The organism is Phaeodactylibacter xiamenensis, from assembly GCF_000759025.1.
In the GTDB taxonomy this organism is placed as follows: Bacteria; Bacteroidota; Bacteroidia; order Chitinophagales; family Saprospiraceae; genus Phaeodactylibacter; species Phaeodactylibacter xiamenensis.
Genome location: NZ_JPOS01000033.1, coordinates 49,733 through 62,254 on the forward strand (window position 1 = coordinate 49,733; position 12,522 = coordinate 62,254).

A 12,522-nucleotide genomic window follows, 5' to 3' on the forward strand; every position below is an offset into this window, starting at 1 on the left:
AACATGATTCGATACATTGCACTAGGCTTACTGTGCGCCTTATTGGGCAGCCCGGCTGTTGCGCAGTCCGACGAAGCGCTGCTCGACCGGGTACAGCAGCAAACCTTCAACTACTTTTGGGAGGGCGGAGAGCCCATCTCAGGCGCTGCACCGGAACGCATACACGAAGACGTCTACCCTCAGGACGATGCCGATGTGGTCACAAGTGGTGGCACGGGCTTTGGTATTATGGCTACGATCGCTGCCATTGAGCGCGGATATATCAGCCGTAAGGCCGGGCGAAAGCGCCTGCAAAAGCTGGCGGAATGGCTACGCGATGCCGACCGCTTTCACGGTGCCTGGGCGCATTGGATGTACCCTTCCGGCAAGGTCAAGCCTTTTAGCCGCTACGATGATGGAGGCGATTTGGTAGAAACCGCTTTCCTGGTACAGGGACTGATTGTGGCGCGGCAGTATTTCCGAAAGGGCAACAAAAAAGAGCGCGAGCTGGCAGAGCTGCTGGATCAGCTGTGGCGGGAGGTAGAGTGGTCGTGGTATACTCAGGGTGAGAATGTGCTGTACTGGCATTGGTCCCCCACCCACGAATGGCGCATGAACTTTGCAGTGACGGGCTACAACGAGTGCACCATCATGTACATTCTGGCTGCCGCTTCGCCTACCCACCCGATTGACCCGGCCGCCTGGCACGAAGGCTATATGAAGGATGGAGAGATTGTCTCCAACGAAAGCGCTTACGGCTATGATGTCGTGCTTGACCACAACGGCGAGCAGACCATCCCGGTAGGTCCGTTGTTTTGGGCCCACTATTCTTTTCTGGGGCTGAACCCACAGGGGCTGCAAGATTCTTACGCCGATTATTGGGAGCTGAACCGCAGTCACGCCCTGATCCACCATGCCTACGCTGTTGAAAATCCAAGGGAGTACAAGGGCTATTCGGAAGCCTGTTGGGGAATGACGGCCAGTTATTCCCTGGGTGGTTATACTGCTCACGCCCCTTCGAATGACATGGGGGTGATTACGCCCACTGCGGCGCTTTCCTCTTTTCCCTACACACCGGATGAGAGCATGGCCTTTTTGCGGCATTTGTACACTAATCACCCGGACTATATCGGGCAATATGGTCCCTACGATGCCTTTAGCGAGCAATCTGGCTGGTGCCCGCCCTGCTACCTGGCCATCGACCAATTACCCATCCCCGTGATGATAGAGAACTACCGCTCGGGCCTGATTTGGGAACTATTTATGTCTGCCCCTGAAATACAGGAGGGGTTGAAAAAACTGGATATACAAAAGCATACAACCACAAAATAATGAACCGTACCACTATTCTTTCCTTTGTCTCACTTTTATTCGCTAACCTGGCGTGGAGCCAGACAGAGACCGGAACCTATCTGTACCGGCAGCATCAACATGGCGATTATACGCTCAATTACCGGGTGCTTTATCCGGAAGGGTTTGATGACCATCAACGCTACCCAATCGTCTTATTCCTGCACGGACGGGGCGAAAGCGGCGATGATAACGAAAAGCAGCTCGTGCACGGCAGTTCGTTGTTTTTAGAAGCACAAACGGAGTATCCGGCTATTGTGATTTTTCCGCAATGCCCAACCTCTGATTATTGGTCGAATATCGATCGTATTGAAAAAGATGGCGGCGGATTGCAATTCAAATTCCCCTCTGACCGGCCTGCCAATCCCGCACTGTCAGCAGTAATGGACTTGGTAGACCAGGAATTGAAAAAGCCGTATGTAGATGAAAACCGCCTATACGTCACGGGGTTTTCCATGGGCGGTATGGGCACATGGGAGCTCCTGTGGCGGATGCCTGAGAAGATCGCCGCAGCAGCGCCCATTTGCGGGGGCGGCCCACCGGAAATGGCGCACAAGATGACTGAGGTGCCCATCTGGGCGTTTCATGGTTTGAAAGACGATGTCGTGCAGCCCCGCTTTTCCATTAATATGGTGCGGGCGGTGCAGCGCGAAGGCGGGTTAGCCAAAATCACCCTGTTTCCGGACGCTAACCACAATTCCTGGGACCCCACTTTTGCCGATCCGGACTACTTGCCCTGGCTCTTTTCAAAGTATAAGGGGGAGCCTTATTCTTTGTTGGTAGACTCCCTGCTTTCCATCATGACACTGGAAGAAAAGATTGGACAGCTCAACCTCGTCACACAAGGTGGAGCCGTAACCGGAGCGGTCATCAGCAGCGATGTAGAGCAAAAGATCAAAGACGGAAACGTGGGCGGCATCTTCGGCTCGCGCAGCGCTAAAAAGATGCGGGATATTCAGCAGATTGCCGTAGAGCAAAGCCGCCTGGGCATCCCCCTGCTGACGGCAATGGATGTCATTCATGGGCATCAGACTATCTTCCCAATCCCAATCGGTATGTCCTGCACCTGGGATCCTGATCTGCTGCAGCAAGTGGCCCGTACAGCAGCCCGGGAAGCCACGGCCGATGGTGTGATGTGGAACTTCTCGCCTATGGTGGACATTGCCCGCGACCCACGTTGGGGGCGGGTGGCGGAGAGTGCCGGAGAAGACCCATTCCTGGGAGCGCGGATCGCCGAAGCCATGGTGCGCGGCTACCAAATGAATGACCTCACTGACCCGACCACTGTCATGGCTTGCGTAAAGCACTTTGCGGCTTATGGTGCCTCAGAGGGGGGCCGGGACTACAATACCGTAGACATGAGCCGGGTGCGCCTGCACAATGAGTACCTGCCGCCTTACAAAGCGGCCGTGGATGCTGGTGTGGGCTCCATCATGACCTCTTTTAACGTCATCGATTATGTGCCCGCTACGGCTAATGAATACCTGTTCCAGACCATCCTGCGGGACCAATGGGGCTTCGATGGGTTCGTAGTGACCGACTACACGACCATCAACGAATTGATCGAACATGGCATGGGCGACTTACAGAAGGTCTCCGCTTTGTCGCTCAAGGCTGGTGTCGATATGGATATGGTAGGGGAAGGCTATGTAACCACGTTGAAAAAATCCCTGGAAGAGGGGCTGATTACGGAAGCGCAGATTGACCTGGCTTGCCAGCGTATTTTGATTGCCAAAGAGCGGCTGGGCCTGTTTGATGACCCTTACCGTTACTTCGATGAAACCCGGGCGCCTAAGGAAATCCTTTCGGAAAAGAACCGCCGTTTTTCACGCGAAGTGGCAGGTCAGTCGGCAGTACTATTGAAAAATGAAGGTGGTGTGCTGCCGCTGGACAAATCGGCGAATATCGCACTGATCGGCCCACTGGCGGACAACCAAACCAATATGCTGGGTACCTGGAGTGTATCCGGAGATTATAAAAAGTCGATCACCGTACGTCAGGGGCTGGAAGCACAGCTTGGAGCAAACGGAAGCATCCGCTACGCCAAAGGAGCCAATATTTCTGATGATAGCACCTTCGCCAAACGGGTAAATGCTTTTAATCCGCAGATTGTCATTGACGAGCGCTCACCAGAAACCATGATTGCGGAGGCGGTCGATATCGTTAATCAGTCGGATGTGATTGTAGCAGTAATGGGGGAGGCTGCCGATATGAGCGGAGAGTCTTCAAGCATGGCTTTCATCGGGTTGCAACCCGCTCAGGAACGACTGCTGAAGGCCCTCAAGGCAACCGGTAAGCCCATTGTGCTGGTGCTATTCAACGGCCGGCCGATGACCTTAACTTGGGAAGATGAAAACATGGACGCCATACTCGACGTCTGGCACCCAGGCACCGAAGCGGGCAATGCGGTGGCGGACCTGCTGTTCGGCGAGGTGAACCCTTCCGGGAAATTAACTACTTCCTTCCCTGTATCTGTGGGGCAAATCCCCGTTTACCACAGCATGCTGAATACTGGGCGCCCCTACGTGAAAGGAGGCCGCCGGAAGTTCCTGTCCAATTATCTGGACATCCCCAACGAGCCGCTTTATCCCTTCGGCTACGGGCTGAGCTATACCCAATTCGAGTATGGAACGCCTGTTATTTCCAGAACAGAAATGGAAAAAGGCGGGAAAGTGACGGTTAGCGTAAGCGTAAAAAATACAGGTGAACGCGAAGGGCAGGAGGTCGTACAGTTGTACATCCGCGATGTGGTAGGCAGCATCAGCCGACCGGTCAAAGAACTGAAGGGCTTCGAAAAAATCTTGCTGAAGCCCGGAGAGGAAAAAACGGTCCGTTTTGCCATCGATGAATCTTTGCTGGAATTTTGGACCCCCGAGAACGGATGGGCGGCGGAGCCCGGCGAGTTTCAGGTGTTTGTGGGTCCGAATTCCCGGGATGTGCAGATGCTATCCTTTGAGTATGCCAAAACAAAACGATGATGAATAAGCCAATTTTTCGCTGGCAGGTATACCTGCTGCTGCTCTTTCTTTTAGGCAGCTGCATGGAGCCTGTCGGCAAAGCGCAGGAAAGCACTACGGACCTGGCTACAGAACGCAATTACAAAACCTACTGCAATCCGATAGACATCGACTACTCCTACATGTCGCACTACCGGGCCCGGAACAATGTCTCCTATCGTTCCGGGGCAGACCCGGCGGTGGTTAATTTCAAGGGGAAATACTACCTCTTCGTCACCCGCTCCCATGGCTATTGGGTTTCTGACGATATGAGCAACTGGAAATTTATCCGCCCGCAGAGCTGGTATTTTAATGGTTGCAACGCTCCGGCGGCAGCCGTCAAGGATGGCAAAATCATCCTACTGGGAGACCCCTCCGGCCGGGGTGCGGTGATTGAGACGGATAATCCCGAGCTGGGAGACTGGACAACCAACTTCGCCGTCATCAACGTACCGAGGGGCGTACAGGATCCCAACCTGTTTGTAGACGACGACGGGCGGGTCTATTTGTACGAAGAGTCCTCCAACAAGTGGCCTATCCACGGTATTGAGCTGGATCCCAACAACTGGTACGTACCCATTGGCGAGCAGGTGGATCTGTTCAATCTGAACCCGGAAAAGCACGGCTGGGAGCGCTTCGGGCAAGACCATAAATCAGACCTGAAGCCTTTCATCGAGGGCCCCTGGATGATGAAGCACGGCGATACGTACTACCTTGAGTACGGTGCCCCCGGAACGCAGTGGAACGTCTACGCGGATGGCGTGTACACCAGCAAATCCCCGCTGGGCCCCTTCGAATATGCGCCTTATAACCCCATTTCGTACAAGCCGGGAGGGTTTTTGAAAGGCTCCGGCCACGGCAGCACGGTGCAGGACAATAACGGCAACTACTGGCACTTTGCCACTATGGCGATTTCAGTCAACTTCAAGTTTGAGCGCCGCATCGGCATGTACCCGGCAGGCTTTGACGAGGACGGGCAGATGTACGTCAATACCGCATACGGCGATTACCCGCACTATCTGCCGGATACGGAGGTGGAGAATCACAAAAACCGCTTTACGGGCTGGATGCTGCTGTCTTTTGGCAAGCCGGTCACCACCAACTCCAAGCTGGTGGAGTCGGATGTGAATGTGGTGGACGAAAGCGGAGACGGCTATATGCTCGGGCAGATCACAGATTTTGGCATTGAGCAGATCAACGATGAAGAAATCCGTTCCTACTGGGTGTCGGTAGCGAACCACGATTCCATTTATGTGCAGGTAGACCTGAAAGAAGTAATGGACGTGAAAGCCATTCAAATCAACTTCCAGGATTTCAAAAGTGAGATTTTCGGCCGGCCGGATACTTTGAAGCAGCAATTCGTCATCAGCGCTTCCCTGGACGGCGAGCAGTGGGAAGTGATTGCCGATTACTCGGACAACCAACGCGACATGCCGCACGGCTACATTGAGCTGCCGGAGGCGGTGGAAGCCCGTTATATCAAATACGATCACGTGCACTGCAGCACCAAAAACTTGGCGATCTCAGAGTTCAGGGTGTTTGGCAATGGAAAGGAAGCCTTACCTGCTGCGCCGGCTGACTTCAAAGTAGAACGGCAGGAAGACCGCCGCAACGCCCTGCTTTCCTGGACGCCGGATCCCGAAGCGACAGGGCACGTCATCTACTGGGGCATTGCCGAGGATAAACTCAACTTGTCGGCACAGATGTACGATCAGGCATCATACGAACTGCGGGCGCTGAATACGGACCAAGGCTACTATTATCAGGTGGAAGCCTTTAATGAAAATGGCATTTCAGGACGCAGTGGAATTGTTTATACAGATTGAAAAAATAAGTGCCTAACGATTCTTCTTTTGCTGTACTACCTTTCGGTTTAACGCTTTAGATTTTCGTCTGCTGAAAAAAGAAAAGTTCCCCTGCTGGAAAATGGCGATAACAAATGGCTTGGCGATCCCAAATAGGTGTTTTGGCTTCTTGATCTTTGATTATGAGCTGGTTGAGGATTCCCTGCAGACAAGTAGGCCAGGAGCAGAATGTGTGCTAAAATGTTAGGTTTAGGGAAAAGATTAGAATTTATTCAGGCATTTTGGCAGGCAAAAAACTATTTAGTAACGGGCAGAGGTAGAAACCTGCGTGTTTAGCCCTCCTTCTTGTTTAAAAACAATTTTTATGTTAAATGTGTAGGGTGCTTTGCCAAATAAAATTTAGGCACAACGCTTCTTCGCCGACTTACAATTTATTGGTAGCTTAGTACTTTGGATTTCTATAGAGAACGATCAAGTACCAAATTATTTAAACTCACTCTTAGTTTATGAACAAGATTTTCAAAAACTCAGCTGTTGTGAGGGCTATTTTGCTAGGGATTGCCTTTAGCTTTACAGCCTTCACCTCTTTTGGGCAGAGAACGATTACCGGGACCGTGTTCTCGGCAGAGGAAAATGAACCCCTCATAGGGGCAACGATTCAGATCAAAGGTGGCGTGACCGGGACGATTTCAGACGTTGACGGCGCCTACAGCATTCGGGCAACCGAAAGTGACACACTCCTCTTCTCGTATGTTGGTTTTCTTCCACGGGAAGTATTAGTTGGGGCTCAAACCACTATAGACGTGGCTTTGGAAACCGACGCGGTTAATATGGAGGAAGTAGTCGTTATTGGCTACGGAACTCAACGGGAGCGCGATTTGATTTCTGCTATCTCTACCGTGGAGTCGGATGATATCGTGAAAACACCCACACCACAAGCGATGCAGTCATTGCAAGGAAGGGTTGCCGGCGTACAAATTGTAAGTAACGGTGCCCCCGGTGGTGCACCTACCGTCCGGGTACGTGGTATCGGTTCCTTTGAGGGTGCCGGAGCACCCTTGTTCGTTGTTGATGGCATGTTTGTAGATAACATCGACTTCCTTAATCCTTCGGATATCGAAACAATGTCAGTTTTAAAGGACGCGTCTTCTGCGGCGATCTATGGAGTCCGGGCAGGTAATGGAGTCGTGTTGATTACAACAAAGTCCGGCTCCTACAACCAGGCACCTCAGATTACATATGACGGATATTACGGTATACAAAATCCACAGAACGTCATTCAGATGTCTAATGCTCAGCAGTTTGCACAGTATATCCAGGAGACGGGTTCAGCGGCAGACCAAGGGTTTATTGACAACGCCATGCAGCGCTACGGAAGAAGTACTGTGGACCCCAACATCCCTGCGGTGAATACAGACTGGTATGACCTCATTATGAGCCCTGCCCCTATGCAGAGCCATAATGTGAGCTTTAGCGGAGGAACTAACCAAACAAAGTACTCCATTGGGCTCGGGTTTATTGATCAGGAAGGCTTATTGAATGAGACCCGCAACGAGTTCCAGCGGTTTAACATCAGAACACGGGTTGATGCCATATTGACCAATTGGCTTACCGTGGGAGGTAACATCAATGGAAGTCATGCCACACGTTATGATGGCAGTAACGCGGCCTGGTTCAATGCCTATCATTCTGTGCCGATTCTTCCTAAGATCGATACGCTCAATACAGTTGCAACTGATCCACAGCTGGCTAATGCACAACAATTAGGGTACAGAGGCTTACAGAATCCATTCTATTCCCTGATCTACAATGACAACCAGAACAAAATTATCAATGTGGTTGGTAATTTTTATGCTCAGGCGCAAATTATCCCCGAAAAGTTATCTTTCAAAACTCAATACAATTACAACTTTGGAAGTATCAACAACCGGTCGGTCAGCTTTGCCTTTAATGATGGGGTAACGGATCGTGTTTCCAGCCTCCGGAGAAGCCAGCAGACACGCTTCGACCAGGTTTGGGATAACTTCCTGACTTATACCGACAATTTTGGGAAACACAATTTGCAGGTAACAGCTGGTCAGTCTTACCGAAGTGAATCTGTGGAAGGCCTGTTTGCTCGGGGTACGGAGCTCGACCCTAACCCTACCCGGGACAATGAGGAGCTTTGGTATCTGGATCGGGCCCTCAATTTTGAGCAGGATGGAATTGGTGATTTTGGCTCGAATTTGTTCTTCATGTCCTATTTTGGCCGGCTTTCCTACAATTTTGACGACAGATACCTGCTTTATGGTACATACAGAACCGATGGCAACAACAAATTCCAAACGAGGTGGAATGATTTCGCTACGGTAGGAGCGGGTTGGATTGTATCCGGAGAATCGTTTTTTAACGTATCCGGGGTCGACTTTCTGAAGCTACGTGCCAGCTGGGGGCAATTGGGTAATGATGCCATCAGCCCTGCCGTCGGAACGCCAACCCTAAACCCGGGTAGATTGACTGTCTTCAACGGAGCACCAGTGGAAGGCCGGGTTTTTGACCCCACTTTCGACCTTATCGACCGTCCGGAAACTACAGTTGAAACCAACTTTGGAGTAGACGCACGGTTCTTCAATGAAAGACTGTCGGTTACTGCAGATTACTTTATTCGTGATACCAGAAACCTGGCCATCTTTATTGAGCAGCCTTTGATTAGAGGTGCTGTGAGAAGGAGCCTCGGCGAGATTAGAAATGAAGGGCTTGAGGTTACAGCCAACTGGACAGGAGGCACCGGAGATTTCCGCTACAATATTGGGGGTAATTTTGCAACGCTCAACAACCAGGTGCTTAGCCTTGGCGGCGCAGATTTCCAGCAGACGGGAGGAGAGTTTCTGCAGCGCTCCATCGTAGGCGGTTCCTACCTGGCCTTCTTTGGATACGAGATCAATGGCGTGTTCCAGAGCCAGGCAGATATTGATAATAGCGGATATACAGAAGAGTTCCTGGCGAATGCCAATCTGGCTCCCGGAGACTTCTTCTTCAGGGATCAAAATGGAGACGGTGAGATCAATGATGAGGACCGGGTAGCGTTGGGCAGCTTCCTGCCTGATTTGACATTCGGAGCTAACTTAGGATTTTCCTGGAAAAACCTTGACTTCAGCATGTTGTTACAGGGGCAGATGGGGCATCAAATCCTCAACCGTAAGCGGGGAGAAATTATTTTCACCAACGATACCAATATTGATGCCGAGTTGTTTAACAATCTGTGGCGGGGCAATGGAACATCTGACCGCTATCCTTCCGCAGCCGGCCTGAGAAAAGGCTGGAACCAAAATAGTAGCGAGTATTACATTGAGGATGGAGACTTTTGGCGCATACAGAATATTCAGCTTGGCTACACTTTTGGCAATGAACGCTCCCCAAATGCCAATATGCCGACAATTCGGGTATATGCAACAGCTGAAAGACCACTTACTGTGTTTGATTATAATGGATTTAATCCGGAAGTACCTAACGGAATCGATCGTCAGGTCTATCCTGTAGCAGCAGTCTACACACTGGGATTGAATGTGAAATTTTAAATTTTTGAAATGATGAAGACTATAAAAATATTATTTAGAGTTACAATAGTATTACTGCTTTCAGCGGTAATACTGCCCTCATGCCAGGATATTGTTGACGAACCATTGCAAAATGTGCAACCTGCCGAGGGGGTAGACTACACAAGGTCTGAGGATATGGTTCTCCTCATTCAGGGCGCTTATGGCGAATTTAACTTTCTGCAGTGGGAAACTTTCCCCCTGATAAGCGTCAGAGGAGATGATGTGAACGCCGCTGGCGACCAATTCCCGCTCATAGAAACGGATGCGTTCCGCTACGATAGGAGCTTTTGGATGTACAATTCCGCCTGGCTCAACCTTTACGGAGATATTATCAACTCCAATGGTTTGATTGAGGGGGTCAACAGATTTAAGGAGAATGGAGCTGACGCTCAACTTGCAGATCAGTATATCGCGGAAATCCGTGTGATGAGAGCCTTTGCCTACCTGCAGGCCGCCCGTCTATGGGGCGATTTGTTCATCTTCGAGTCAAGCGATCCTACTACGCTGGTTGATATGGAAATAGCTGAGTTTGAAGAGGTCATGCAACATATTTCAGACCAGATGGATTTGGCGATTCCTGACTTGCCAGATGCCCGTCCAAACCAACGCACGGATATTCAAAATGGCATAACCAGATATGCAGCATTGGCCCTGAAAGCCTATGCCAACCTGGAATTGAAGAACTGGCAGGAAACGGTTAACGCAACCGATGAGATCATCAGTTCAGGGCTTTTTGAGTTGTATCCGGACTTTTATGACGCCTTTAATATTCCAGGCAAAAACAGCAACGAAAGCATTTTGGAACTGCAGTACTCAGATTTCGGGCAAAGCTCAGGTACCAATACCCGTTATCTGTGGAACTTCTTCGGGCCTTCAAGCTACTCACCAGCCGTAGAAGGTATCGGTGGAGGCTGGGGCTTCTGGGAGCCTAATGAGAAGTTTATCAAGTTTATGCTTGACCGGGGTGAAGAAACGCGCCTTATTGGCAGTGTGAACTTTACGCCTGACGGGATAGCAAGCCTTGAAAGCGATCCTCAATACAGCCCGCTACCTGATTTTATTACCAATGTTTCACCTGATGGTGACATTTTCAACAATCACCCAAGGTATAACTTTCAAAGCGCAAAGCACTACATGCCTTCTAATCAGTATACCCCCGGAAGAACAACCTTTGGAGAAAACAACAATTTCCGGGTAATCCGGTATGCAGAGATATTGCTTATGCATGCTGAAGCACTGGTCTCCGGAGCATCAAGTAGTGTGATGAGTGCTGATGAGGCGGTCAATATGGTAAGAGAAAGAGCAGGAATGCCTACTTTGACTTCTGTAGACCTCGATGCTGTTTTGGATGAAAAGTATGCGGAATTGGCAATGGAATGGGGCCACCGGTTCTATGACCTGGTGCGGCATGACCGCATTGAGGAGCTCGACCATGAAATCAATGGTGAGCAGGTGAGCTACCAGCGGGACGAGCGGTATTTACCGTACCCACTCTTACAGTTAGACCTGCTGCCGCAATTGAAGGACCACAACAACAATGAATAATTACAACAATTTGATATGAAATTCTCAAAATATATTTGGCTTTTTGTCATCGCACTGGCTTTTGGTTGTGACGAAGGCTACATCGATGATATTACTCCCGTAGAGACTGGTTCCGATACGGAAAACCCGGAGGTGAAAATCAACTTCCCTGCAAACGGGACCTTGATCCGGGTAGTAGAGGACCTGACCGACATTACAGTTAGTTTCGAAGTGACTGATGACATTTTCCTGGAACAAGTTACGCTGCAACTGGATGGTACTACTTTTGCCACCTTGTCAAACTTCAAAGATTTCCGCAGGGTAGTCGAAGAGGTGGTCTATGAAGACTTGACCAATGGCCCGCACACCCTGACTATTACGGCAGTGGATGGAGAGGGCAAAACAGGCTCCGCTTCAGTAGACTTCGAAAAAACCGAGCCTTACACCGCAAAGTATGACGGTGAGGTATTCTACATGCCTTTTGACAATGAGTATCTGGAGTTGCTCACTTTAACTTCTGCCGAAAGGGTAGGTAGTCCAGGGTTTACTTCAGATGCCAAAGTCGGAACCGGCGCCTATGCTGGTGCAGAAGGCGCGTACCTCACATTCCCGGCAGCAGGGCTGGTCAATGAGGAGTTTTCGGCTGTGATGTGGTATAAGTTGAACGCTGAGCCCAACCGTGCCGGTGTTCTTGTTATGGGCCCCGAAGGAGAGGATGCTCCCCCTGCTACCTTGAACAATGGATTTAAATTCTTCAGAGAAGCTGGAGGAGACAATCAGATATTCAAGCTGAATGTCGGCACTGGTGAAGGGAATAGCTGGTTTGATGGTGGTCAGGATGCCAGCCTGAATCCGGCAGTGGATACAGATTGGCAGCACCTTGCTTTCACCATTTCCCCGGAAGGGAATACCGTCTACATCAACGGAAACGTGGTGAGAACGGGCGATTTTGCTGGTCCAAGCTGGGAAGGCGTTGAAATCATGTCAATCATGTCTGGCGCACCAAACTTCACACACTGGAACCATAACTCTGACGTAAGTCAACTGGATGAATTGCGGATTTTCAACAGGGCGCTGACTCAGGAAGAAATCCAGCAAATCATTGATGATGAATCGTAAGGTCTAAAGCTGTTTACGATACTTTAAATGTTGGATGCTCCAAAGCGGAGTATCCAACATTTTTTTTGCCCATCCAATATTGACTGAAGGACCTCAATCCTATAAGGTCATCCTGGTAGTCCGTCAGCAGTGTGAGGCTTAAAAACGGTATCACAAATAGTCAGGCTGCGA

At 50.3% G+C, this 12,522-nt stretch carries 6 protein-coding genes; all 6 read left to right on the top strand.

All coding sequences use genetic code 11. From position 1 onward, the window contains the following. Positions 1 to 3 precede the first annotated feature (3 nt). Positions 4 to 1,311 carry a glucoamylase family protein gene (locus tag IX84_RS12580; protein WP_052515979.1) on the top strand — a complete coding sequence of 436 codons (1,308 nt, stop codon included), beginning with the start codon at positions 4 to 6 and terminating at the stop codon, positions 1,309 to 1,311. Continuing rightward, positions 1,311 to 4,307, top strand: coding sequence for a beta-glucosidase BglX (gene bglX, locus IX84_RS12585; RefSeq protein ID WP_052515980.1), 2,997 nt, complete (start codon positions 1,311 to 1,313; stop codon positions 4,305 to 4,307). The genes IX84_RS12580 and bglX overlap by 1 nt, the downstream gene beginning before the upstream one ends. Beyond that, the gene (locus IX84_RS12590) at positions 4,304 to 6,151 is read left to right on the top strand and encodes a family 43 glycosylhydrolase (RefSeq protein ID WP_202965245.1); all 1,848 of its coding nucleotides are present in this window, start codon (positions 4,304 to 4,306) and stop codon (positions 6,149 to 6,151) included. Before bglX ends, IX84_RS12590 begins: the two co-directional genes overlap by 4 nt. A 485-nt stretch (positions 6,152 to 6,636) precedes the next feature. After that, positions 6,637 to 9,687 (top strand): SusC/RagA family TonB-linked outer membrane protein, encoded by a 3,051-nt coding sequence (locus IX84_RS12595; RefSeq protein ID WP_081968733.1) that lies wholly within the window; start codon positions 6,637 to 6,639, stop codon positions 9,685 to 9,687. Positions 9,688 to 9,801: 114 nt separating this feature from the next. Further along, positions 9,802 to 11,253 (top strand): RagB/SusD family nutrient uptake outer membrane protein, encoded by a 1,452-nt coding sequence (locus IX84_RS12600; RefSeq protein WP_202965246.1) that lies wholly within the window; start codon positions 9,802 to 9,804, stop codon positions 11,251 to 11,253. Positions 11,254 to 11,268: 15 nt separating this feature from the next. Next, positions 11,269 to 12,351: a LamG-like jellyroll fold domain-containing protein gene (locus IX84_RS12605; RefSeq protein WP_044221053.1), complete on the top strand. Its 1,083-nt coding sequence runs from the start codon at positions 11,269 to 11,271 to the stop codon at positions 12,349 to 12,351. The last annotated feature ends 171 nt before the right edge of the window (positions 12,352 to 12,522 follow it).

Coding starts and splice junctions, on each gene's coding strand:
- IX84_RS12595 (WP_081968733.1), top strand. CDS start 6,637: ATGAACAAGATTTTCAAAAACTCAGCTGTTGTGAGGGCTATTTTGCTA.
- IX84_RS12590 (WP_202965245.1), top strand. CDS start 4,304: ATGATGAATAAGCCAATTTTTCGCTGGCAGGTATACCTGCTGCTGCTC.
- IX84_RS12605 (WP_044221053.1), top strand. CDS start 11,269: ATGAAATTCTCAAAATATATTTGGCTTTTTGTCATCGCACTGGCTTTT.
- IX84_RS12580 (WP_052515979.1), top strand. CDS start 4: ATGATTCGATACATTGCACTAGGCTTACTGTGCGCCTTATTGGGCAGC.
- bglX (WP_052515980.1), top strand. CDS start 1,311: ATGAACCGTACCACTATTCTTTCCTTTGTCTCACTTTTATTCGCTAAC.